The sequence below is a fragment of the Pedobacter alluvionis genome (assembly GCF_003664035.1).
Classification (GTDB): domain Bacteria; phylum Bacteroidota; class Bacteroidia; order Sphingobacteriales; family Sphingobacteriaceae; genus Pedobacter; species Pedobacter alluvionis.
On sequence record NZ_RCCK01000010.1, the window covers coordinates 1,658,226 to 1,683,186 of the forward strand.

Genomic DNA, 24,961 nt, shown 5'->3' on the forward strand with positions numbered 1-24,961 from the left:
AAGCGTATTTTTGAAAAAAATATCCTTGTGTCGGTAAAAAAGAAAGCGATAATAATTTCTCTGGTGGTGAGTGTGGTACTGATGCTGGCCAAGTTTTTAGCGTATTTTATTACGGGGTCAAATGCGATCTTAACGGATGCAGCAGAAAGCATTGTAAATGTAATAGCGGGCAGTTTTGCCTTTTATAGCATCTACCTGAGTACGCAGCCCCGCGACGAAAATCATCCTTACGGACATGGTAAAGTTGAATTTTTCTCGGCTTTTGTTGAAGGAATATTGATTTTGATTGCTGGCGTGGTGATTATTTTCAAATCATCGTATAACCTGATTTATCCCCATGTAGTGGGGGAGCTTTTAACCGGAACGCTTATTATTGGTGTTACGGGCTTAATTAATCTGATTGTTGGTTTGTACCTTATAAACGTTGGTAAAGATGAGCATTCGGTTACCTTGCAGGCCGATGGCAAACATTTATTAACTGATACTTATACCAGTGGAGCGATTGTGATTGGATTAATCTTAATTCAGTTAACAAATATTATTTGGTTGGATAGCTTACTCTCCTTTTTCGTAGGCTTTTACATTGTTTATTCTGGTTATAAACTCACCCGTGGTTCGGTGGGAGGATTAATGGATGAAAGCGATTTTACCCTGGTTGAAGAAGTAGTAGATGTTTTGCAGAAGAACAGGCACAATCCCTGGATTGATGTACATAACCTGCGTACGCAGCAATATGGCCCTGAATTTCACATCGATTGCCACGTAACATTGCCCTATTATTTTGACTTAAATAAAGTTCACCGCGAAATCTCTCAGATTGACGAACTGATCAATAAAAATGGCTTTCGTAAAGCAGAGCTTTTTATACATGCAGATCCATGTTTACCTGAATGTTGTCATTATTGCCACATGAGCGAATGTCCGGTAAGGGCAGAGGCCTTTAAAAAAGAAATTGTGTGGACGCCTGAAATAGTAATCAAAAATAAAAAGCATTTCGAAAATGAGCTACTTTAATGTTAGGGTTTATGGTTTGTTAATTAACCAGCATGATGAGGTTTTGGTGAGTGATGAAGAAGAATATGGTTTCCGTTTCAGTAAGTTTCCTGGTGGTGGTTTAGAGTTTGGTGAAGGCTTAATTGATGGATTAAAACGTGAGTTTATGGAAGAGTGTAATGCTGAAATTGAAGTATTGTCTCATTTTTATACCACAGATTTTTTTGAAAAATCATCATTTAATGATAGCCAGGTGATTAGCGTGTATTATCTCGTTAAAGAAAAAGCTCCGTTGCAGCTGGCCTTTAAGGATACGATTTACGATTTCGATGGATCAGGCGAAATTCTTCAGGCTTTCAGGTGGGTGAAAATAGAAGATTTAAACATCGAAGATATCACCTTTAAAACAGATAAAACCGTAGCTCAGCTTTTAAAAAATCAATATTCAGTTAAAGTATAATTATGATGCCCGATAATTCCCAAGTCTCCACTTCTTTCTCCGAACTCAATCTAACAGAACGCGATAAAAAGGTAATCTGGCATCCTTATACCCAAATGAAGAATGCGCTACCGCACATCCCGATTGTGAGGGGTGAAGGGGTGTACGTTTTTGATGAGCATGGAAAACGGTATATCGATGCGGTTTCATCCTGGTGGGTTAATATTCATGGCCATTCGCACCCTCACATCGCACAAAAAGTAGCCGAACAGCTCACTGTACTCGAACATGTAATTTTTGCAGGTTTTACGCACGAGCCCGCAGTATTGTTGGCAGAAAGGTTGTTGCCAATCTTACCTGGGAAACAAGATAAAGTTTTTTATACGGATAACGGATCAACAGCAGTAGAGGTAGCCTTAAAAATGTGCCTGCAGTACTGGGACAATAAAGGTACCCCAAAAACGAAGATTTTAGCTTTTAAAAATGCCTATCATGGCGACACCTTCGGCGCTATGTCGGTAAGTGGCCGCAGTATTTTTACGGATGCTTTTAACAGTTTATTATTCGATGTAGAGTTTATTGATCTGCCTGATGAAAGCAATATCTCAAATCTAACCTCTCATATCTCAAATCTTACAGATACCGCTTGTTTTATCTTCGAACCACTAATTTTAGGTTCTGGTGGAATGTTGATGTACGAGGCGAAATACCTTGATGAACTGGTTGCTGCCTGTAAAAAAGCAGGTATCTTGATTATTGCTGATGAGGTAATGACGGGCTTTGGCCGGACAGGCACTTACTTCGCCTGCGAGAAATTAATTCATAAGCCCGATATTATTTGTTTAAGCAAGGGTTTAACCGGCGGAACAATGCCTTTAGGTATCACAACCTGTACCGATGAAATATTTGATGCCTTTTTAAGTGACGATAAATTAAAAACGCTCTATCACGGACATTCTTTTACCGCTAACCCTATTGCTTGTGTAGCTTCTTTAGCAAGTTTAGATATATTGTTGCAGAAAGAAACACTGGCCAATATTAAAAGGATAGAGGCTAAACACGCTTTGTTTTTACAGGAGATTAAAGCGCATCCTAAAGTTAAAGCAGTTAGACAAACGGGTACCATTATCGCTATTGAGTGGGAAACAGGAAATGAAACCTCTTATTTAAGTAATCTGCGTAATTTATTGTATGCCTACTTCTTAGATAAGGGGATTATATTAAGGCCATTGGGCAATATTATTTATATCCTTCCACCGTATATAATCAGCGATGAAGATCTGGATTATATTTATGCAGCCATAAAATCGGCTTTAGAAGAAGTATAGGTGCTTTTAGGTCATAGCGAGACGCTATGGCCAGTATTAAGTTTTTTCGAAATGTGGTGATTCAATAGCTTCATCAGAAGATAGACCGTGAGTTATAAAAGTTAAACTATCCATCCCTTATTGCGTAAAAGAAATTGTCGAACTATTGAATATTTGCTTCGGCAATCGGCTATTAATTTTAAAAGCTAACACTTTAACAGGTTTTTCATCCGTGTCGTAAAAATAAAGCGTATTGGTAGTCAGTTTAAATGGTAATTCATTGGGCATATCGAAATGATATCTGGCTTTGAATTTTTTATTTGGACTATAAAATATAAGCCAGCTATTTCCGTGGTACACCATAGCAGCCTTTATTCGGCTAAATTCTTTAACTACATAAAATCGATTTTTTTGGTTTTTATCTGTTATTTTTCCTAAATATGTAGATCTGGTATCACCATTTTCCGTTTTTTGAAATATCTCCTTCCCAATATTCTTTTCAATGAATATTACATTTTTTGCAAAACATAAAGTAGATGAAAGTAACAATAGCAAGATTATTGCAGAATATCTTATTAGCATTGAATTAAGTTTTCTACAATTTATACAATTTCTGTGGATGTTGTTCAGCGTAATTCAGAATTAAATTTAAAATATAACTATTGGATTGATAAATGGATAAATCGTTCTTGATCGGCGCCAATCCATCTGCCAGGTAATTTTTGTCGGTAAAATAACCCATTCCATAAAATTTCCCGTTTTCTACTACTAAACAACTAAATTCTTCCTCTTTTCTGCCTTCGTCTACCAATGCGAAACTTGGTTGCTGATTTTGAACATCACTTAATGCTGAATTTAATTTTTTGTTGTAAACGGCCACGGTTTCTATTCCACTACAGGCACCAAAACATTGCCCATTTTCATGTGCATAACATTTGGTTGCTGTTTTTTGCAAATAACAGAGCTTAGCACAAAGTTGGTATTTATCAATTAACTGTGTTAAAAAGTTATAGCCTTCCAATAAACTGTTAAAACTCTGTATGGCATTATTATTCTTTTTATGTTTATCAACGGCTAAACGCAGGTACCCGTTCTGATCTTCAAAAACGTATAAATCGTATTTATGCTCATAACGTTTCATGGCCCGGTTGTTTTCAGGCCAAAGGCGCTTAATTTCATTGGCTTCTAAAATTAAGGCCATCAGTTCAGTTCCGCAGATCACGAAGTCGACATGATGTATGGTACGCAAAAAATCTTGTCGCTGCCGGTTCGGAGTGTTACCCGTAAAATGACTGGTTACGCGTTTTTTAAGGTCTTTGGCCTTACCCACGTAAACAATTTTGCCTTTACTGTCTTTAAAATAGTAAACCCCAGGCTGATTGGGCAATCTTAAAATAGAAGCTTTATCTAAGTGCGGCGGTAAAACCTGCTCTTTAGAAGTTTTCTTTAACATTTCTGGAATGATCCCTTCCAGATCATTATCCAATAACATATTAAAGAGGATACTGGTAGCGTCTGCATCTCCTGCTGCCCGGTGCCGGTTTTGAATCGGTATCTGCAAGGCAGTACAAAGTTTCCCTAAACTATAAGATGATTTACCAGGAATTAGTTTTCTGCTCAACCGTACCGTACAAAGCTTTTTGCATTGTAAATCATATCCTGCAGCTGCTAAATGATGCTTCAAAAAGGAATAATCGAAGTTTACATTGTGTGCTACAAAAACCTTATCGCTTAAGAGTTCATAAATTTGTAAAGCAACGTCATCAAAAGCTGGTGCATCCATCAATATATCATCATCAATACCGGTAAGTGCCGTAATGTAATCGGGTACGGGCTGCTTAGGATTAATGAGGGTAGTGTAAGATTCAACGATTTTGTTGCCATCATGAATGTTAATAGCAACCTCGGTAATGCCATTTGCTGAGGCATGACCACCAGTGGTTTCGATATCTACAACTGCGTATAACATTAAAATAATTTGAAATACAAATCTATGCTAAAATAATTAGTATAAAAATAATTTTGATTATTTCTTTAGTATAAAAAAAGCGGTTACATATTTAACGTAACCGCTCCCGTATTTTGTATGTAGCTGTTATTTAAGTTTATTGAGCAGTTTGCTTAAATTAGGTTTAATACCAATAGAAATTGGCACAGTATTAAAAGCCCTGTTCTGGATCTTACTAAAACCATACATGTAACTGGCCTCCACAAACAAATTAGCGCCACCAATATTGTATTCAATTCCGCCACCACCTTCGGCGATGCCTAAACCATTTGATTTATTATCAAGGGTAACCTGCAAAGTTGACGCATTAACCGCTGCCTGTGGGGTAAGGATAATTCCACCACCTGCACCTGCAAAACCATAAAAGGCCCATTTATTTACAATTTTACGGTAACCCAATGCCACATTTAATAAATAGGTGGTGGCTCTTCCTTTTTGAATCGTATAGGTGTATCCCGCATCTGGTGTAATCTGATTAAAAGTAAAGGCGTGTAAACTTACTTTGGGGTAAAGGAATAAACCGCCTTCGCCTAAACCCAGGTTTAAACCTAATGATGTTGAAAATTTAGGCTTAAAATAATCGGAAGTTTCACCCATTGGGAATGCAAACCCAATTCCACTCATGGAGTAAAGTTTGTCGGGCCTGTTTTGTGCCATTACTTTGGTTGATACCATGGTAACCAGCAATAGAAGCGGTGTTAGTAGTTTTAATTTCATATCTGATTTTTTAATTTTCGGTTAAAGCATCTACTTTTCTGAGTAAATCTGCTATATTAAAAGGTTTTTCTAAATAATCATCGGGTTGGTATTTTTGTGATGTGATGTAGTTCTCATCATATCTCGCCGATGCCATTATAATTGGTATATGCGCTGTTTCAGTATTTAACTTTAATTCTTTAAATACGGCACGGCCATCCATTCCATTTAACATGATATCCAAAATGATCAGATCGGGTCTAAAATCTCTTATCGTTTTAAAAATATACCGTGGGGAAAGTAGTGGATAAACTTTATAATGTTCGGTTTCTAATACTTCCTGGAAAACTTCTAACACATCTGGATCATCATCCACAATCAGCACTCTTTTCAAAACAGACAATCAATTAAATAATAAATAGATTATCCTAATACAAAGTTTTGGATGTAATGTTTTGAATATACATTAAAATGAATTGGCAATGCTGATGATGGGCGATTAAAAACTATATGCAGGCATCAGAACCGGGTTTTTCTTGTGGCAAATTATTCTTGATAAAATTTGCGAAAAGTTCTATGAAGGTGTCTGAGACGGTAAACGATATCTCACCCGAGAGCAGTATTTTGTGATTAAGTACACTTTTGATATGCTGTTTTGCAATCACAACAGAAGGAGTAATCTGAATAAATGCGGAATGCTCTTTTAGCATTTTCAAGGTCTTGATAAAATTAGATTTCGAACTCAAAAAAGCATTTTTTGTGGTTTTAAACTGAATATCGTCTCCTATTTCTTCAACAGCAATCAACTCATTCAGATCTATTCTTACCAGGTCGCCATTTTCTCCATGCAAAGGGATATAAAAGAAATGATCATCTAAAATGGAAAAAGGATGCTTTGCTTTTTTTCCGGTTGGGTAAAGGTTATTTATCGTTTTGGCTAAATGTAAAATAGAGTAGGGCTTAAGCAAATAGGCATCCGCCTCAACTTTAAAGGCATCAATGGCATACCTTGGGTGCGCAGTTGTGAAAACGAGGAATGTCGTTTTTTGCCTTAACAAGCTTGCAAGTTCGATTCCGGATAATGAGGGCATTTCGATATCCATAAAAATAATATCAACAGGGTTAGACGCCGATATCTCTGTCAGGGCTTTGAGCGGTTCAGTGAAAATTTGGATAAGCTCTAAATCAGGCAGCTTTTCCATATATGCCGTCAAGCTCTCTAGCGAATGAGGATCGTCATCAATAGCAATACAACTTATCGACATTTCTTATAGTTTAGTTGATGCAAATTACAATTTCAATGAGTAAAACGAAAAAAAAACATGTTTGCAATGTATTTTTATGTATTCGGCAAGGAAAAATAGCTTTTTTTTGAGATGATGTATGATTTGAAAATTTTAATTAAAATTATTAAAACAGTTCCTTATTTCATTTTAAAAACATATTACTTTGAAATATTTGTTTAACGGGCAACAGGTTGAATTAGGGAACAGGTTGAAGCTAAACGCCTGCAGAAGCGTAATAGTACAAAAATCAAAGTCAAAAATTCAATAAAAAAACATTTAATTGCTTGTATAATAATATATTGTATTTTGAAACGTATTAATTTATAGATATATTTAATAACAGAATAATTATCCTCAATTATTAAAACAATATCCCATGGAAAATAGAATCCGCAACCTCAACAGATTAAACGTATCTATCACAAAAAAGGTTATCGAACTGCAGGAACAAGGTTACGACTGTGATTTTCTTTTGCTGGCCAATGGTAGTTTGCAATGTATGCAAACAAATTTAAATTATCCGTTGAGTACAGTAGCTATTAAACAGAGAGAACATGGCTACGATTTCTTCAGCCAATCTTATAAAAATGTTCATACCATAGAAACTGGTAATGGTGAAAAAGGTGTGTTACTTACCGAAAAGCTATTTTAACTTACTGTTTCCTGGCCTTCTGATTTATGCTTAACCTAAGTTTGAAATTTACTATATCCTTTAGTGCCGATTATAGGCCGCGAGAATGAAACAAAGATGACATGCTTTCGAAGTCCTGTCTTAATGCCATCTCGTTCGTTTCAACATTTCTTCAAGTCAGATATAAGCTGAGCCTAACGTGATAAAATTTAAGGAAACTTGCTTTTTATACAACCTCATCGAATCAAAGCGTTCAATTCTTCTTTTAAAATAAATTTCTTGCACATGGAGTAAAAAACTTTTTTTTCTCTTTTTTGTTTAAGTTTTATTGAATATATTTAAACAAAATAATGACTTACTCAATTGCAGATCTTGAACAGCTTTCGGGCATCCATTCTCACACCATCAGGATCTGGGAGCAACGTTATAATGCGTTGAGTCCGTTGCGATCTCAGGGCAATACGCGTTTATACGATGATCAGCAGCTTGTAAAACTATTAAACATTGTAACCTTAAATAAAAGCGGCTTAAAAATTTCTAAAATCTGCAGTCTCTCAGATGAACAGATTGATGAACTTCTCGACCAACAATTTTCTCGTCCTGCTGATGATAAGCAAGATGATTATTATGTTTCTCAACTTATAAAGTATGGTCTGGCTTTTGATGAGTCCTCTTTTAATCATTTAATTGATCAATGCATCGATCAATTTGGGCTTTCTGACTGTTACCGGAAAATAATATATCCTTTGTTATTACGCCTGGGTTTAATGTGGCGAAAAGACGATATTTGTCCTGCGCACGAGCATTTTTTATCAAATATTATCCGTCAAAAAATATTTACCCATATTAATAATCTTCCTTTAACTAATCAATCAGGTCAGCGTTGGCTGCTTTTTTTACCGGAAGACGAAGATCATGATATTGGGTTGCTTTTTGCCAATTATATGCTGCGGATGCAGGGTCATCAGGTTGTTTTTTTAGGTAGCAAAGTCCCGTTGGATTCGATTAGCCGAATATTTTCAACCTTAAATGTTGGCCATGTTCTGCTTTTTATGATAAAATCTCAATTAGCGTCTGCAGCACAACAATATATCGATCAATTGTCTGAAATATGCCCGGACACTAAAATCCACCTTGCTGGAAATAGTGAGGTTATCGGTAAACTAAACCATATCGATCACATCAACTGGATTAAAACGCTTGATGAATTTGAAAAAACAATAGAATACCCTGTTTTACATGAAAGAAATTTTTGATCAACTATCTGCCGATTGTAGCCGGCTTACCACTAAATCATATAGTACGAGCTTTTCGTTTGGAATTTATTTTCTTGGTAAAGAACTACGCCAACCCATACATGCTATTTACGGCTTTGTACGTTTAGCAGATGAAATTGTAGATAGCTTTCATCATTATGACAAGAAATTTTTATTAGCAAAATTTAAAGAGGATACTTTTGAAGCCATTAACCTGGGCATAAGTTTAAATCCCATCTTAAATTCATTTCAAAAGGTTGTGAATCAATATCAGATAGATATGGAACTGATTGTTCTTTTTCTAAGAAGTATGGAAATGGATCTTTCCACACAGAAATATACTCCTGAACTTTACAACGAATACATTTTAGGTTCTGCAGAAGTAGTAGGATTGATGTGCCTAAAAGTTTTTACCCATGGGAGCGATGTAGGTTATGAACAGTTGAAACCTTATGCCATGAAATTAGGTTCTGCATTTCAGAAGGTTAATTTTTTAAGGGATGTTAAAGCTGATCATCAAACACTTAGCCGTAATTATTTTCCTAATGTTAATTTGGCATCATTTTGTGATAATCAAAAAAGAGAAATCGAAGAAGAAATTGAAACAGAATTTGCGATGGCACTAATTGGTATTAAGCTATTACCTGCTGCTTCCAGAAATGGCGTATATTTGTCGTACATTTATTATAAAAAACTATTTGCAAAGATAAAGCGCTTAAGTGCTGAAAAAATCATGACTGAACGGATCAGGATTTCGAACACCCACAAGGTTGGTTTGATGTTTGATTCGATTATCCGTAATAAGTTAAATGTAATTTAAATGGAAGAGCAAGTTATTCTAGTTGACCTGGATGATGTGCCTAGAGGGCAGATGGATAAGATGGAAGCGCACGAAAAAGGTATGTTACACCGTGCTTTTTCTGTTTTTATTTTTAATTCTAAGTGCGAACTGTTGCTGCAGCAAAGAGCACTGCACAAATACCATTCGATGGGCTTATGGACGAACACCTGCTGCAGTCATCAGCGGATTGGAGAGAGTAATATCCGCGCGGCTAAAAGGAGGTTGATGGAAGAAATGGGTATCGATTGCGAATTAAGCTTTTTGTTTAAATTTACTTATAAAGCAATATTTGAAAATGGCTTAACGGAACATGAGATAGACCATGTTTTTTTTGGCATGAGCGATAAATTACCCGTTATAAATCTGGATGAAGTAGCATCCTTTAAGTATGTGGATTTGGAAACTTTAGCAAAGGATATTGAGGTTAATCCAAATGCCTATACACCATGGTTGAGAATCTCTTTAGCTCAAGTGATCGCATACGCATCAACAGCTAAAACAAAAAACGGGCATACAGCCTAAGCCATATACCCGTATCTAAATTAACGCTCTCGAGGACAAATATAAGGCTACTTTTGAAAATTCCTAAAATTTAATATTTCTTTTACTTTAAGATTATAGTTGGATGTAACATAAAAGGTTTTACTATAATTTAAATGCTTAGTATTTAGTGTTTTATGTTTTTCACTAAAAAAATAGGCCGAAAAATATTTTTTAGCTAGAGGTATAGTTTTTGGCATTTTTCGCAAAAGTAAGTCTGACGATGTGTTTTGCCAAGTTCCTTTTTCTCTATTTTGTGTTTAAGCGGGCACTCTTTCTTACTGTATACCTCCCAATGCTTACTTAATGTATTTTCCTTTTTCCATTTTAAAAAATCGAAGCTATAATTCCTGGCCTCCTTAACCAATGCCTTTAATTTTGCAGGTGGTAAATTTTCAATTTTAGTCAGGGGATGTATGCGGGTACGGTATAAAACCTCATTTTTAATAATATTACCCACTCCACTAAAAATTTGCTGATCGAGCAATATGTCGCAAACCATTATCTGGGGATTTTCTTTCAATGTTTTAATAGCTGCGCTACTGCTCCATTCATCAGCCATCACATCGTTTTCCCAATTGTAATGTTTTTTAACGTTTCCTTCCAAAAGGTCAACTTTGCAGGTATAGAAATTTAATTCATCTTTTTTAAAGATCAAGCCCAGCTTTAATGGTGTTTTTTTACGTTCGTTAATTAAATAACTGCCAAATAACATAAAATGAATGCGGATGGTGAAATCGTTAAAACAGATCAGGAAATGTTTACCCCAGCTTTTAAAATCCTGGATTTTTTGATGGAGCAATCTATCTTTGTCGAAATCTTTTACATTACCTGCCACTTCCAGTACTTCTGGTTTGCCCAGATGAAGCTCCTTGATTAAATCCTTTAATATTACGATTGATGGACCTTCAGGCATATTATTCTTCCCCTAGTTTCTGGAATTTATATTTACCTTTAATATTGCTGTTAAAATATCTTCCTTTTGATCCGGATGCTTTTAACATCTTGTAAATCTTTCCGGGAACATTCTTGTAGAGATAAACCATGCCAGTTACAAAAAAGATTTTTAGTGTTTCTGTAGCTACATCATAATTAAAATATTTGATTACTGATGATGGCATAATATCAGGTTATACCTTATAAAACAGCGACCGTTATAAATGGTTTCAATCATTCTTGAGTGTTGCTTCTTCTTTTTGAGCTTTGATTTTTTCATTCTTCAAATCGATACGGATAATGTTGTATAAGCTCATATAAACGTTTGCTATCCATACTATTGAAAAAAAAGAAATAATATAGCCGCGCCAATCCGGATAAATCAATGTGAATTTGGTAATAAAGAGCAATATTAAGGTTACATAGTGACTAAAGCAGTATTCGCATGTAAATACATAAAAAAATTTCCTTTTTAACAGTTGGTTGCAGCTTTTAGAGCGATTTACGCAGAATTCACGTGCTTCTCTGAAAATCTCTTCTTTGGTAACTGTCCACGCGATGCAAGCTACAGGCAAAGCCATAATAAAGAGATAATAAAGGTGTGTTTCCATAGTAATTAAATCGGATTATAAATACAACCTTAAACAGTAGAAAATGTTTAATTAAGCAATGAACATTTTAATCACATTTATGTTAAATAAAATATAGCTAATTATTTATTTTATGGAAAGATCAGAAATTATATCTCTATTAGAGGTAATTAACCAACAGGTAAGTTCTTCAGTTTTAGGTGGCATGGAAGAAGAATATGAAGAGTTGGAAAGCATGGGACTGATTAAAATTAACCGCGAATCGGTACAATGGTCTTCTGCGATAACTCCTGCCGGCATTGCTTATTTGGGGCACGATTGATTCGGTTATTTAACGCCGAAAAATCGTTTGTCAGTCTTGGGGTTAATTTATTTTATAAAAATCAATATTAATGGACAGGAGAGTTTTTAACGAACTGTAGACTGTGAGGAATCGTCATTGCGAGAAGGGTTTTTCAGCCGACGAAGCAATCTTACAACGATCGCTACTAGCGTAGGCATTAAGATTGCTTCGTTCCTCGCAATGACGATTTTTCTATTGGAGTCTGTCAATGGTAGCGTTGTCGAAGACCCTTTAAATAAATTAAATTCTTAACCATATAAGAAATATAAGATCATGTAAGGTTGCGTGTTCTTGTATGGTTAAAATGATTTGGAATCTGTGTAATCATTCAATATCATGATTATTTTAATTTGACTACTATTAGTGCCCAATAGCCCTGATGGCAATGGAAATCCCTTTTGGATGATTGTTGAATTGTCTGATTTAATGATTTTAACCAAAAGGATTGGAATGTACAGCAGGACTGAACCCTCAATAATGGTTACTGACATTGCGCTTCAAAAAAACAACTGGCAATTTTTAACGATTGATCTGTAGACCTCCTACCAATATCTTTACGACTAAACTTTGACTAATTTATTGTTGGAATTCTGCTAAATTTGCAACAAGTTTAGAATTGTGCCTAAATAAAAATAAATGGCTATTCTATCTGCAGATATGAACGATTTACAACTTAGAACGGTAAATGTAACCAGATACGTTACACCTTTGCGCGAGGGTGGCTCTATGCCTGCCATTGCGGAGGCGGATGATAACTTTTTATATGTACTGAAATTTAGAGGGGCAGGCCAGGGTACCCGGGCTTTAATTGCCGAACTAATTGGTGGCGAAATTGCCCGTTATTTAGGTTTGCGGGTACCTGAATTGGTTTTTGCCAATCTGGATGAAGCTTTTGGGAGAACAGAGCCTGACGAAGAAATTCAGGATTTGCTAAAAGCCAGTGTGGGTTTAAATTTGGCATTGCACTATTTATCAGGGGCGATAACGTTCGATCCAACTGTAACTACGGTAGATGCTAAACTCGCCTCGCAAATTGTATGGCTTGATTGTTTTCTAACCAATATGGACCGTACCTGCAGAAATACCAATATGTTACTGTGGCATAAGGAACTTTGGCTAATTGACCATGGTGCTGCATTATATTTTCATCATTCCTGGCAAAATTGGGAAGAGCAGGCTATTAAGCCGTTCTTTTTGGTAAAAGACCATGTATTGTTGCCATGGGCTACTGAACTGGATAATGTAAATGAAGAATTTAGTAAACTACTTAATGCTGAGAAGATCGAAGCGGTTATTAATTTAATTCCTGATGATTGGTTGGAAGGCGAAACGAACTTCGAAAGTAAGGCAGAGCACCGTAATGCCTATACGCATTTTCTTACTAACAGGTTGGCTCATTCAACTATATTTTTAAAAGAAGCACAGCATGCAAGGGAAATTCTTATTTGAGTATGCTGTGATTCGCGTAATGCCCAGGGTAGAACGTGAAGAGTTTATTAATGTTGGTATTATTTTGTTTTGTGCCAGGCAAAAATTTCTAAAAAGTGTTTTTTTCCTGGATGAGAAAAGAGTAAAGGCTTTTTCTGCAGAGATAGATTTAGAAGAGTTAAAAGAGAATTTATGTGCTTTTGAGAGAATAAGTACGTCTGCGAAAGGATCAGGTCCCATTGGTCAATATGACCAGGCTTCCCGGTTCAGGTGGCTTACGGCAACCAGAAGTACCGTAGTGCAGTGCTCTAAGGTACACCCAGGCTTTTGCGATGATGCGGAAGAGACTTTATTGAGGTTGCACCAGGAACTGGTTCTGTAGCGCCATGCGCATGGCGCTAAGCGTTTGAATTAACTTTATGAACAACTATTTTCTGTTCCTGAACAATCTATCAATCTAACAATTAATCAGTTTACAATTGGCAGTCTTCAGTTATCAAGCAATCAATATAACAATCAAGCAATAAAATAATTTACACCATTAACCATCTAGCCTTGCCAAAAGAATATTTCAAAAAACTTCAGGATCTGCTCGATACCGAACGCAACGAAGATTTACAATCCTACCTAAAACTTACTGAAAATACTTCGGCTGCCGATAGGAGGGCCTTGGGTTTAACGTGGTATCCTATTGCAATCAGGAATACAGAAATAGGCCGTGGCGATTATTTAACCGTTGAACTGGAAAGAACTACCCATCAGGATTTTTCCCATCAGTTCCGCTTTGGTTCTGCTGTGGTATTATTTTCTAATCACGATGCCAAAGAAGATCGAATAGAGGGCATTATCAGTCATCAAAGTGGTAGCCGGATGAAAATTAGCTTCCGTGTTGATGAATTACCAGATTGGACCAGAGATGGCAAACTCGGCGTAGATTTACTTTTTGATAATAACAGTTACGACGAAATGCAGAGCGCCCTTAAACAGGCTACGCATCTGGCGGAGAATGAATCAGAAAATAAACTGATCCGTATTTTAACAGCAGGAGAAAAACCATCATTTCAGGGAGAAGAGAAATTTATCATTCCCAATACACTAAACGACTCGCAGCAATTAGCAGTGAATAAAATTGTAGCAGCCGATCATCTGGCTGTAGTTCATGGCCCGCCAGGTACCGGAAAAACAACAACGCTTGTTCATGCTATAAAATCATTGATTAAACACAGCGATCAAAAAATGCTGGTGGTAGCCCCAAGTAATACTGCTGTTGATTTACTTACGGAGAAGTTAGCTGCTGAAGGGTTAAAAGTAATCCGTGTGGGCAACCCGGCAAGGGTTTCAGAAAGATTGCTTGCAGCTACTCTGGATCATCAAATGGCCGATCATCCGGAGATGAAAACCATTAAAGCTTTAAAAAAACAGGCCAGTGAGTATAAAAATATGGCCCACAAATACAAACGGAGTTTTGGTAAAGCAGAACGCGACCAGCGTAAGGCACTGTTTGATGAAGCACATAAAATTGGAAAAGAAGTAGAAAAAACAGAACAGTATATTATGGACAATCTGTTTACTAAAGCACAGATTATTACTGCTACACTGGTAGGGGCTAACCATTATACCGTTCGGAATTTAAAATATAATACGATTGTGATTGATGAGGCGGGACAGGCCTTAGAACCAGCTTGCTGGATACCAATCTTAAAGGCGCAAAAAGTAATATTGGCTGGGGATCATTTCCAGCTTTCGCCAACTATAAAATCAAATGAGGCAGCCAGAAATGGTTTAAGTAATACTTTATTAGAAAAAGCGGTAAATCTTCATCCAGAATCAGTTGTATTGCTAAATGAACAATACAGGATGAATAAAGACATTATGGGTTATTCATCCCAGGTATTTTACAAAAATGAATTAAAAGCCCATCAATCTGTTGCAGATCATGTATTATTTACTGGCGATGAACCGATTCAGTTTATTGATACGGCAGGTTGTAGTTTCGACGAAAAGTTAGATGGAACCAGTACAACCAATCCAGATGAAGCCGCGTTTCTGGTTAAACATTTAGCACACCTGGTTGGCAATTTATCCGCTATTTATACAACAGATGCCTTTCCATCTATTGCTATTGTTTCTCCATATAAACAACAGGTTCAGATTTTAAATGTCCTGGTTCAGGAAAATGAAATTTTAATTCCATATCGACATAAAATTGCGGTAAATACCATTGATAGCTTCCAGGGGCAGGAACGTGATGTGGTTTATATCAGCCTGACCAGGAGTAATGCCGATGGAAGTATAGGGTTTTTATCAGATACGAGGAGAATGAATGTGGCCATGACGAGGGCCAGGAAAAAGCTGGTTGTGATTGGCGATAGTGCTACCTTATCGAAATCTAATTTTTATGCGGAGTTTATCCAATATGCAGAACAATTGAATGCCTACCGCAGTGCCTGGGAATTTATAGACCTTTAGGCTAAACCTTTTCCAGTTTCTTTTCTTCTGCGAGTTTGCCCGATATACTTGCCCCTGCAATTAATAGTTCGTGCGTAATGGTTTTAGTGTATTCTGTAATTTCAGATTTAAAATCTTTTACTGATGAACCGGAACGTATTTCTTCCAGTCTTTTTTCCCATTGTCCGGTAAGCTCTGCCTGCGCAATCTGTTTATCTTTAACCACTTCGTAAACAGCCAAACCTTTATTGGTAGGTACGAGATTTCGCTTTTCCCTTGTAATATATTCTCTGGTAATTAACGTTTCGATAATGGAAGCACGGGTTGCGGGCGTACCTAAGCCACTATCTTTCATGGCATAACGTAATTCTTCATCTTCAATCTCTTTGCCACAGGTTTCAAGCGCTTTTAATAACGAAGCCTCGTTATACATTGGCTTTGGTTTAGTCTGTTTTTCTAAAAGAGATTTTTCGGTGATAGGCAATTGTTCTCCAACGGCAACCTTTGGTAATGCTGCATTGTCTTCATCTTTTTTATCATCTTCAGGATCGTTAAAAACAGCCCGCCAGCCTGCAGAACGGATTACCGTTCCATTAGCCACAAAAGTAACTCCGGATTGAATGGTTATTTTGGTTAACTCTTTGATACATTCCTGATGAAATGCCTCGATCATACGTCCAACAACCATATCGTATACAGCTTGTTTATCCGGACTCAATCCATAAGCCTGTTCGCCGGTCGGTAACACAGCATGGTGATCGGTTACTTTTTTAGCGTTAACACTTCGTTTATTTAAAGCAATGGTTTGCAGAAACTGTGCCTGTTTTCCAAAATCAGCATGATCGGTAAATTTTGCAATCAAATCTGGAACACCGGCAAAAACATCATCGCCAATATAGCGCGATCCGGTACGCGGGTAAGAAACCAATTTGCTCTCATACAGGTTCTGCAAGATATTAAGTGTTTGATCGGCAGTATATCCTTTTTTCTTATTGGCTTCCTGCTGCAAACTGCTTAAGTCGTGCAGTAGTGGAGGGGGTTCTTTTCTTGGTTTAGCTTCTACAGCCGTAATGTTTCCACCTGTTGGAAAGCCAGAGGCCACATCCTCTACAAGCGCAAATAACTTTTCTACCTCTTCCTTTTCCTTATAATTCGAGGTTGATATAGCCTTAAAAACCTGTTCATCTTTAGCCAGTAAAATGCTAATCTGGTAATAGGTTTGGGGAACGAAATTTTTAATCTCTAAAAAACGGGCACAAATCATCGCGAGGGTAGGTGTTTGTACGCGTCCCAGCGAAAGAACTGTTCTATTGCCTGCAGAAATACTTAGTGCCTGTGTAGCATTCATGCCCACCAGCCAATCCGATTCAGAGCGACAATGGGCCGAATTAAATAAAGTATCGTAATCTGTTCCGGGTTTTAAATTTCTGAATCCATCTTTTATAGCTTCATCTGTTTGCGAAGAGATCCAAAGGCGTTTAAATGGTTTTTTGCATTTCAGGTAATAATAAATGTACCTGAAAATCAATTCACCCTCACGCCCCGCATCCGTTGCTACAATAATTTCACTCGCCTCATCAAAAAGTTTTTTTATCGTATCTAATTGTTTCCGAACAGCCGGATCTTCAACAAAACCATCTTTCGTTTTAATTTTCCTGACAGCAAGTTTAAACTTTTGTGGAAGCATGGGTAAATGTTGCTTCCTCCAGCCAATAAAACCATAATCTTGAGGAGGAGCCAATTGTAATAAATGTCCAAATGCCCAGGTAAAAGAATATCCTTTACCTTCAATGTATCCATCTTTTCTGGTGGTTGCTCCGAAAACTTTAGCAAGTTCACGACCAACAGAAGGCTTTTCTGCAATTACAATCTTCATGAATGGGCTTATCTTCTCAAGCGCAAAGATGATTAAAATATCGGCAACAGATTAAAAAAATTACTCACAATGCCTTTTAATACTCATTTTAGTAAACAATTATCAGATAACTTTGTCCATCACTTGAATCGTTAATTTTTATATCGGATTGATTAACAATTTAATAATATCACCATCTAACTGCTTGCAATTATTTTAATGAATGGATAAAATTTACGAACTGAAAGGAAATAAAATTAAAGTTGGACTTGAGCCTCAATTAATCCGTGTGTACAGCAATGCTCAACTTTGGGCTTATCTGGCGGGAAAAGCAGATGCAAGGCTTGAGCGGTTCGAGCTTTTGGTAAATACAATTAAAGCCGACTATGAACAGCATTTTGGTAAAACACTTGCCATTTCTAACGCTTCGCTTATTGTAGAAATCCTGGTACATGTGTACTGCGATTACCTGGGTTTATACTTTAACCGTATTGTACAAATAAGATGGATTCAGGATTTCGTTAAAAAACTGCTCAAACGTGCCGAGGTTGTAGATTGTGGTGAAAAAGAGGTAGACAGCAACCGTTGGGTTTGGGATTTGCTTGCAGGCAGCAAATCACTTTTCATTAACATCCTGCCGAAAAAACTAAATGCCAAAAATATTAAGCACCATTAATCCATTTGAGCTGCTAAAATCTGTTCCTGATTTAGTATAACACTTGCAGCAAGTGTTTCATTTAAAAATGATGAATTGTATTGCTGGTCTGAATTATTGATAAACAGCACCGTCCGGTCTGAAATGGTATTGATGACCTGATCGGCGAGTTTAGCAGGAACAGCAGGGCAACCCTGGCTTCTGCCCAATCTACCCAATTGATCGATGCTTTTTTGACTTACATAACTGGCGCCATGAACCACAATTGATCGTTCTCTGGCATTGCTGTTAAAACCTTGATCCATGCCATCCAACTTGATCGAACGACCGTGTTTGCCACTATAAATTTCGCCGGTTAAATAGAAGCCTAAACTGCTCTGGTTTGAGTTGATGTTATTCGAGAAAGATGAAGGCTTATCGCCACCACTGTTTTGCCCATGAGCTACCCAGGTATTTAATACCAGTTTTTTGCTTGCAAGATCGATAATGTATAAACGTTTTTTAGTGCTTTCCTGATCGAAATCAGCAATTGTTAAAATAGATTTAGCATGTAATAAACCAGAATATTTCATGTTATAAAACCCGGTTAATGCCTTTTCGAAAACCTGTTCATTTAATCCTGCAGAATCTAAATGAATTTCGTGGTATATATTTAAGATGTATTGATTGTACAGACTGTCTGCCGCTATATTTTTAATCGTATCTTGTTGTGTTTGGGGTCGATCTATCGCTTTCCAACTTGTTCCGACAATGCTCATGCCCACTAAAAAAATCGTAGCAATGTCCAGGATGTATTTCTTCATTCAGTATGGTTTAGTTTGATGTTAAGTTATTTATACGGTTGTTTTGCTTAAATGTTGCCCAAATCAATTCTGTAGTGCTACAATTACATTTGGTTTTACATTCTTGTGACTTAAGGCATGAGCATATAGCTTTTAGGAATTTAAATTTAACTGCTGAAAATGGATATCGCTAACAATCGCTTTTATTTTGTGTTATGTATTAAACCTGTATTATGAAAATTTTATTAACCGGAGCGAACGGTTATATCGGCACCAGACTAATCCCTTTATTGTTAGAAGAAAAGCATGAAATTGTTTGTATGGTTAGGGATAAGCGCAGGTTTGTTTCAGCTTCTGATTTAAGTGATCAGGTGAAGGTTATTACAGGTGATTTACTGGATGCAGAAAGCTTAAACGAAATTCCAACAGATATTGATGCCGCATATTACCTTGTCCATTCCATGTCTTCAAGTGAAACAGGTTTTTCTGATATGGAGAAAGCTTCTTCCGAAAACTTTTCGTCAGCGATAAGAAAAACCAATTGCAGGCAGATTATTTATTTAACTGGCATTGCCAATGACGAACATTTATCTAAACATCTGGGATCAAGGTTAGCGGTAGAAGAAGAACTTAAATCATCAGGAAAAGCATGTACGATTTTAAGAGCAGCTATTATTATCGGCTCGGGAAGTGCCTCATTTGAAATTATTAGAGATTTAACTGAAAAAATTCCTTTCATGATTACACCCAAATGGGTGGAAACGCTTTGTCAGCCTATCGGTATCCGCGATGTATTGTCTTATCTGGTAGGTGTTTTACATCATGAGAAAGCATTTAATCAGACATTCGATATTGGCGGACCTGATGTGCTAACCTACAGGCAAATGCTCTTGGGTTATGCTAAAGAACGTGGGTTGAAACGATGGATCATTACTGTTCCGGTACTAACACCCCGACTATCTTCTTTATGGTTGAATATGATTACACCTGTACCTTATTCATTAGCCCGTAGTTTGGTAGATAGCATGAAGAATGAAGTAATATGTAAAGATAACCGTATCCAGGAAGTTGTACCAATAAAATGTTTAAGCTATGCAGAAGCTTTGCACTTAGCTTTTGAAAAGATCGACCAGAATTCTATTGTTTCGAGCTGGAAAGATGCCTTGAACCGTGGTTATTTAAATTCTAATTTTATGGATCAGATTAAGGTGCCACAAAATGGAACCTTAGAATACAAAGTAAAAATGCCATTCGAACGTAAAGCAGAAGAGGTATTTGAAAATATCTGGAGTATTGGAGGGAATAGGGGTTGGTATTTCATGGATTGGCTGTGGCATTTGCGTGGCTTTTTAGATAAAATGTTTGGTGGAGTAGGTACCAGAAGAGGCAGGACCAGCAATACCGATTTACAGGCAGGAGATGTACTCGATTTCTGGCGCGTACTGCTTGCCGATAAAAAGAGTAAAAGATTGTTACTGTATGCTGAAATGAAAGTGCCTGGTGAGGCATGGCTTGAATTAAAGCTGGTAGAGTTTCATGGAAAAGCTTTTTTATCACAAATCGCTACTTTCAGACCAAAGGGGTTATGGGGTAGAATGTATTGGTATGCCATGTGGCCATTCCATATTGTTTTATTTAAGGGGATGGCCCGGGAGATTACCACTTACAAGCCCGATAATTAAATCTATTTGCCTATTTTTGCTGCATAAAGAATGTAAAATGCCAAACGAAGAAAATGATTACTCTTTCTGGACCAAATACAAGAGATTTGCTTCAACAGAAATTTTGATGTACCTGATCATGATCATCGGTATTGGCCTCGGGATTATTTTTTTAAGCTAAAGTCTGTTTTTTACGAATGTTACAGGTATATCTCAGCCTATTTTTTTAAGCTGAGCGCTAATTTTAAATAATCAGCAGCATTTACCTCATTAACGAATTTCGAAAACTCATTATACTGCGCTGCAGCAAATGTGCCATCATTGAGTATGAATTTCCGGTAATAGGTTAGTTTGTTGCCCTCTAAACTTGCCTTGCATACATATTCCCCGAAAGGGCCTTTATAAGATTTGTCTTGCCCAATAATCAATTCCTTAATTACATTATCTGGCAAGGTATAAACAATGGTATCTTCATCTGTATATCCGCGGTTAATGTAAACGGGTAGAGTTCTGTTCTTTATTTCAGGGATTGACCTCTTCTGATTAAAAGCATTGAGCTGTAAAAACATTTTATTCCCATTCACAGGAGCGTAATTTCTGATATTAATGCTTACTTCCTCTGTTAATTTCGGCGATATATCTTTTTTCTGCGCAAGAGAAACGGCCTCGAAATCGATATTATCAATGTTATAGGCTTCTTTTAATAATTTATGCTGTTCGGTTATCGATTTCCCAATTAAAGATTCCTGATTTTCATATTGTGAACCCGAATAAACAGTATTCATTTTTCCCGATACACTGCCGTCTAACTGAACCGTTAAGTCAGCCCTACGTATCTGCAAGTTCTCAGCGGTTGTTAATTTTGGCGTATGCAATAGTTTGCCTCCATCGGCAGTACAGGCCAGTACCAGTCTATCATCAGTAAAATCGCTTAAAAAGCCGAAGGGAATTTTTTGGCTCGTGCATTCTAACCAGGTGGTATCACCCTTTAATGGCATACATAGAATGATATGATTGCCTTGCACCATACTGGCGTAAGTTGGATCCATACTTTTCTTTTCGGAACCAGCTGATACTACGCAGTAATAAGAATCTATATTTGCTGCACTGAGCAGGCTTTGCATGTAATTTACCAAAGCTTTACAGTCGCCATAGCCCAAACGGTCTACTTCACTTGCTGCAATGGGTTGAAAACCACCGATACCAATCTGTACGCTGATATACCTGGTTTTATCTTGTAAATACTGATAGATTTTACGCGCCTTATCTTTGTCCGTTTTTTCATCTTTTACCAGATCTTTTACCATTTCAATGGTAGCAGGTGGCAGGGCTTTGCGTTCTGCTAACAAATCGTCATAAATCCATTTACCCAGCTCTTTCCAGTTGGTATAACTGCCTTTATGGTTGTAATAATAAAACGTTTGCGGCGCAATCTGGATATTGGTTGCATAGGTTTCGTGTGCCGGGCTATAGGGTTCTGTTCTAACGGCCAGAATATTATTTACTTTCCAGATTGTTTTTTTCTGTTTCTCATCAGTTAAAACTTCTGGTGTTCCGCAATAATTCTGGGTTTTAATTCTTACCTGGTCTATCGGCTTACAAATAAAAGTATAGGTACTTTTTTCCACTGAAACATCATCTGCTGGTTTAGGATTCCAATCAGGAATAATCAGATTTTGCTTATTTCTAATTTCATAATTGTAAACCAGGGTGTAAGGATATTGGTTTACTGATGGCAGGTAGTGTTTTACGCGGCTATCAACAAATAAGGAGAAACCATCGGCCGCACTCATATCAGCAAAATCATTCTGAGAAAACTTGTTGGTGAGTTTGCCAACGCTATTGTAAACTTCTCCTTTTATGCTTTTAATCGAAATATTTTTATCGTAATAAATGACCAAACGGGCCTCATCCTCTCCATTTTGGTTAAAAACTGTAATGGCTTTTTTTACATTGAGCATTACGTTATCAGGTGAGCGCATGTCGACAGTTATTTCCTCATTGCGGATGCAGGCATTGGCGCGGTTACGAAGGTTGGATGGAATTAAATCAACATCATAATTGTCTTGTGCAAAGCCAGCAAAAGAAACTAAAAGGAAGGAAAACACGGTAAATAGGAATCTCATTTAATTCGCCTTTTTTAATAAAAACTCTGTTTTCTGGTTCTGGATAATTTTGCTATAAAATTCCTTTAAGAAAAGATATTCTTCAGGCTGATAAATAGCATTGTTAAACTGTAAAACCTGACTTATTGAAATGGTGTTTTCATCTAAACCCGTTTGGAATAAATATCTTCCACCTACATTAGGCAATGCTATGGCCATGTCTTTTGGTTTTTCCAGCAATTGATATTTTTCTGGTAAAAACACATTGATGATAATCCGTTCATCAGACGCTGCACCTAAATCAACAGGGTAGGTACGTTCGTTTAAATTAAACGGATTTTTTGAAATGGTATTGATAAAAAACGGGCTGAAATAAAACTGGTCTTTATTGGTGCCATCATTTATGGTAAACTCTACCTCATATTTTTCTATCAGAGAATTTTCTACACTATCCAGGTTCGAAATTTGATGATCCAGGATCTTAATTCGGGTTAACCGTTCATCCAGTTTCTCTACATATTCATCAGGAGAACTGTAACGTAGAATATCTTTACGTTTGTTATATGCCGCATAACCCATTGTATGGGTGGTTAAAGTGCCAATAATTTTTCCATCGGTAGTCATTTTTCCCGTAAGGATATAACTGGTAATTGCTTTCTGGCTCGCCGTTAAATCGATCCAGTAAGATGGTTTTTTTAAGTTGATTACCCTGCCTTGATCGTTAATACACCGTAACGGTAATAATCCGAAGGGTAGAAGTGGTTCAGTAGCATCCAATAAATAACTTTTATCGGCAATATTTACTTTGGCTACCAGGTAATTAAAATCACTCATAACCGGATAAAGCTTATTTACTGTTCCATTATCACGGGTAGAAAGGATAACAGCCTCTGCATCTAAACCAGCTGCAGAAAGTGCTGCAATTAAGCTCAGGTTAACATCTGCTACGTTGCCCGATCTGTTTTCTAATGCCTTTTTGATGTTATCTTCTGCGTACTTTCCGTAATAATTATTCCACTTGATCTGTTTTTTAATGTAATTATAAATGGTTTTTGCTTTATCCAAATCGGTAGTAGTTCCTTTTGTGATTTCTGGAATAAGGTCTTTAAAAATGTCTTTCCTTTTCATCTGGTCGCCCAGTGTTTTATAGGATGACAGCTCATAATCAATATCTTTCCACGTTTTGGTATAGGACGTTTTACTACCATTTAAATTTTGAACATCCGAAAGCTCGAAATAGATGGCCGATTTGAAGTTACTCGGAGCAGTCATGTTATCTTCCTCAATAAACGCCGGAATATTTTTCATCACGTAGGTGATTTTTGAGCAATCAATAGCAACGCCTGACAGCCTTAAACATTCTTTGCTCAATTCTGATTTTTGATCAGTCAGTTTTTGAAATCCACGTAAAGAAACGTTATAGTTGTAGATCCCTGGAATATAAACCAAATATTCGCTAATCACCTTTGGAATGTCGCCTTGAAACTCCCATGTTCTGAAATTAAATAGGTTGGGCGATTTTAACCTGTAACTATATTCAATTATTGAGCCTTCTTTTAGGTTTGGAAGGGTAAACTTGGTCAGTCTGGTGTATTTTGACCGATTTTCGGTGAAAATGGCTTTTCTATCCATAACCGTTTCTACAAAATTATTAAAAGTAGAAGCTTTTAAATCACTGATCGTTTCTTCGCGGGATTCATCTTTATAGGTTGGAATAACAATATTAGCTTCCTTAAAGCCTTCTTTATTGTAGATTTTAATTTTTACATGGTGTTCAAAAATCAACTCTAAACTGCCTGTATTGTCGTCGCGTTGAATTGATGCGGTACCAAATTCTTTTAAAACAATGGCATTCGCATTACTGTCTATTTTTTTTCTGTCGAATTCGTAATCATCGTAGGTAATTGCTCCGAAGTTAAAGTTTTGAGCATGAGTAGTTAATGATAAAGACAGGAGGAATAGTATGGGAAATATTTTATTCATTTGAGCGTGTATAAATTGTTGCAATTTAACCCTACAAAGTAACATTCTAAAATAATTTGAAAATTAAATTTATAATTAATAAAGCTGTTTTACAGAACTAATGAAACCTTTTTAGCATTTTTGAAAAAAAGAATTTGACATTCCGATTCAAATCTAATGTCGCCAATCTCACATCATA

At 36.7% G+C, this 24,961-nt stretch carries 24 protein-coding genes; 14 read left to right on the forward strand and 10 right to left on the reverse strand.

Going from position 1 to position 24,961, the window contains the following annotated elements:
- Nucleotides 1-27 precede the first annotated feature (27 nt).
- Genes BCL90_RS07240 through bioA form a run of 3 tightly spaced genes read left to right on the forward strand, consistent with a single transcriptional unit; the run spans nt 28 to nt 2,760 of the window.
- A complete protein-coding gene (locus BCL90_RS07240; protein ID WP_121283307.1) occupies nt 28-1,014 on the forward strand; it encodes a cation diffusion facilitator family transporter in 987 nt (328 codons plus the stop codon).
- A complete protein-coding gene (locus tag BCL90_RS07245; protein WP_121283308.1) occupies nt 1,001-1,453 on the forward strand; it encodes an NUDIX domain-containing protein in 453 nt (150 codons plus the stop codon). Before BCL90_RS07240 ends, BCL90_RS07245 begins: the two co-directional genes overlap by 14 nt.
- Nucleotides 1,454-1,455: 2 nt before the next feature.
- Nucleotides 1,456-2,760, forward strand: a complete 1,305-nt coding sequence (gene bioA / locus BCL90_RS07250) for an adenosylmethionine--8-amino-7-oxononanoate transaminase (RefSeq protein ID WP_244095068.1) — start codon at nt 1,456-1,458, stop codon at nt 2,758-2,760.
- Between the two features lie 574 nt (nt 2,761-3,334).
- Here bioA and BCL90_RS07260 read toward each other — a convergent pair.
- The 4 genes from BCL90_RS07260 to BCL90_RS07275 all read right to left on the reverse strand — a co-directional run bounded on the left by BCL90_RS07260 (nt 3,335) and on the right by BCL90_RS07275 (nt 6,708).
- Nucleotides 3,335-4,708: an exonuclease domain-containing protein gene (locus BCL90_RS07260; protein ID WP_121283310.1), complete on the reverse strand. Its 1,374-nt coding sequence runs from the start codon at nt 4,706-4,708 to the stop codon at nt 3,335-3,337.
- Nucleotides 4,709-4,834: 126 nt separating this feature from the next.
- Nucleotides 4,835-5,464, reverse strand: coding sequence for a hypothetical protein (locus tag BCL90_RS07265; protein ID WP_121283311.1), 630 nt, complete (start codon nt 5,462-5,464; stop codon nt 4,835-4,837).
- A 10-nt stretch (nt 5,465-5,474) separates the two neighbouring features.
- A complete protein-coding gene (locus BCL90_RS07270; RefSeq protein WP_244095078.1) occupies nt 5,475-5,828 on the reverse strand; it encodes a response regulator in 354 nt (117 codons plus the stop codon).
- Between the two features lie 121 nt (nt 5,829-5,949).
- A complete protein-coding gene (locus tag BCL90_RS07275; RefSeq protein WP_121283313.1) occupies nt 5,950-6,708 on the reverse strand; it encodes a LytR/AlgR family response regulator transcription factor in 759 nt (252 codons plus the stop codon).
- A gap of 397 nt (nt 6,709-7,105) precedes the next feature.
- Between BCL90_RS07275 and BCL90_RS07280 the strand changes: the two genes are divergently transcribed.
- The 4 genes from BCL90_RS07280 to idi all read left to right on the forward strand — a co-directional run bounded on the left by BCL90_RS07280 (nt 7,106) and on the right by idi (nt 9,979).
- Nucleotides 7,106-7,381, forward strand: a complete 276-nt coding sequence (locus tag BCL90_RS07280) for a hypothetical protein (RefSeq protein ID WP_121283314.1) — start codon at nt 7,106-7,108, stop codon at nt 7,379-7,381.
- Nucleotides 7,382-7,710: 329 nt separating this feature from the next.
- The gene (locus BCL90_RS07285; protein ID WP_121283315.1) at nt 7,711-8,616 is read left to right on the forward strand and encodes a MerR family transcriptional regulator; all 906 of its coding nucleotides are present in this window, start codon (nt 7,711-7,713) and stop codon (nt 8,614-8,616) included.
- Nucleotides 8,600-9,436: a phytoene/squalene synthase family protein gene (locus tag BCL90_RS07290; RefSeq protein WP_121283316.1), complete on the forward strand. Its 837-nt coding sequence runs from the start codon at nt 8,600-8,602 to the stop codon at nt 9,434-9,436. Before BCL90_RS07285 ends, BCL90_RS07290 begins: the two co-directional genes overlap by 17 nt.
- On the forward strand, nt 9,437-9,979 hold the full coding sequence (idi, locus tag BCL90_RS07295) for an isopentenyl-diphosphate Delta-isomerase (protein WP_121283317.1): 543 nt from the start codon (nt 9,437-9,439) through the stop codon (nt 9,977-9,979).
- 196 nt (nt 9,980-10,175) lie between these two features.
- Here the strand turns inward: idi and BCL90_RS07300 are convergent, their stop codons facing one another.
- Nucleotides 10,176-10,913 carry a DNA-formamidopyrimidine glycosylase family protein gene (locus BCL90_RS07300; protein ID WP_121283318.1) on the reverse strand — a complete coding sequence of 246 codons (738 nt, stop codon included), beginning with the start codon at nt 10,911-10,913 and terminating at the stop codon, nt 10,176-10,178.
- Between the two features lies 1 nt (nt 10,914).
- Nucleotides 10,915-11,118: a KTSC domain-containing protein gene (locus BCL90_RS07305; protein ID WP_121283319.1), complete on the reverse strand. Its 204-nt coding sequence runs from the start codon at nt 11,116-11,118 to the stop codon at nt 10,915-10,917.
- Nucleotides 11,119-11,656: 538 nt separating this feature from the next.
- Between BCL90_RS07305 and BCL90_RS07315 the strand changes: the two genes are divergently transcribed.
- The 4 genes from BCL90_RS07315 to BCL90_RS07330 all read left to right on the forward strand — a co-directional run bounded on the left by BCL90_RS07315 (nt 11,657) and on the right by BCL90_RS07330 (nt 15,763).
- Nucleotides 11,657-11,845, forward strand: a complete 189-nt coding sequence (locus BCL90_RS07315) for a hypothetical protein (RefSeq protein WP_090987306.1) — start codon at nt 11,657-11,659, stop codon at nt 11,843-11,845.
- A gap of 657 nt (nt 11,846-12,502) precedes the next feature.
- Nucleotides 12,503-13,315 (forward strand): HipA family kinase, encoded by an 813-nt coding sequence (locus BCL90_RS07320; protein ID WP_394341699.1) that lies wholly within the window; start codon nt 12,503-12,505, stop codon nt 13,313-13,315.
- Nucleotides 13,293-13,676, forward strand: coding sequence for a DUF3037 domain-containing protein (locus BCL90_RS07325; protein WP_121283321.1), 384 nt, complete (start codon nt 13,293-13,295; stop codon nt 13,674-13,676). Before BCL90_RS07320 ends, BCL90_RS07325 begins: the two co-directional genes overlap by 23 nt.
- Nucleotides 13,677-13,849: 173 nt before the next feature.
- Nucleotides 13,850-15,763, forward strand: coding sequence for an AAA domain-containing protein (locus tag BCL90_RS07330; protein ID WP_121283322.1), 1,914 nt, complete (start codon nt 13,850-13,852; stop codon nt 15,761-15,763).
- Nucleotide 15,764: 1 nt separating this feature from the next.
- Here BCL90_RS07330 and BCL90_RS07335 read toward each other — a convergent pair whose 3' ends face one another.
- Nucleotides 15,765-17,618, reverse strand: a complete 1,854-nt coding sequence (locus BCL90_RS07335) for a DNA topoisomerase 3 (protein WP_121283323.1) — start codon at nt 17,616-17,618, stop codon at nt 15,765-15,767.
- A 202-nt stretch (nt 17,619-17,820) separates the two neighbouring features.
- Between BCL90_RS07335 and BCL90_RS07340 the strand changes: the two genes are divergently transcribed.
- A complete protein-coding gene (locus tag BCL90_RS07340) occupies nt 17,821-18,273 on the forward strand; it encodes a hypothetical protein (protein WP_121283324.1) in 453 nt (150 codons plus the stop codon).
- On the opposite strand, the gene BCL90_RS07345 is transcribed toward BCL90_RS07340, so the two are convergent.
- Nucleotides 18,270-19,055, reverse strand: coding sequence for a murein L,D-transpeptidase catalytic domain family protein (locus tag BCL90_RS07345; RefSeq protein WP_121283325.1), 786 nt, complete (start codon nt 19,053-19,055; stop codon nt 18,270-18,272). The genes BCL90_RS07340 and BCL90_RS07345 overlap by 4 nt on opposite strands.
- Nucleotides 19,056-19,267: 212 nt before the next feature.
- On the opposite strand from BCL90_RS07345, the gene BCL90_RS07350 reads away from it, so the two are divergent.
- A complete protein-coding gene (locus BCL90_RS07350; RefSeq protein ID WP_121283326.1) occupies nt 19,268-20,716 on the forward strand; it encodes an SDR family oxidoreductase in 1,449 nt (482 codons plus the stop codon).
- 37 nt (nt 20,717-20,753) lie between these two features.
- A complete protein-coding gene (locus tag BCL90_RS26110; RefSeq protein WP_255512125.1) occupies nt 20,754-20,876 on the forward strand; it encodes a hypothetical protein in 123 nt (40 codons plus the stop codon).
- 37 nt (nt 20,877-20,913) lie between these two features.
- Here the strand turns inward: BCL90_RS26110 and BCL90_RS07355 are convergent, their stop codons facing one another.
- Both BCL90_RS07355 and BCL90_RS07360 read right to left on the reverse strand, forming a co-directional pair.
- Nucleotides 20,914-22,821, reverse strand: coding sequence for a DUF3857 domain-containing transglutaminase family protein (locus BCL90_RS07355; RefSeq protein WP_121283327.1), 1,908 nt, complete (start codon nt 22,819-22,821; stop codon nt 20,914-20,916).
- Entirely contained in the window at nt 22,822-24,783 is a 1,962-nt protein-coding gene (locus BCL90_RS07360; RefSeq protein WP_121283328.1) for a DUF3857 domain-containing protein, read from the reverse strand.
- Nucleotides 24,784-24,961 lie beyond the last annotated feature (178 nt).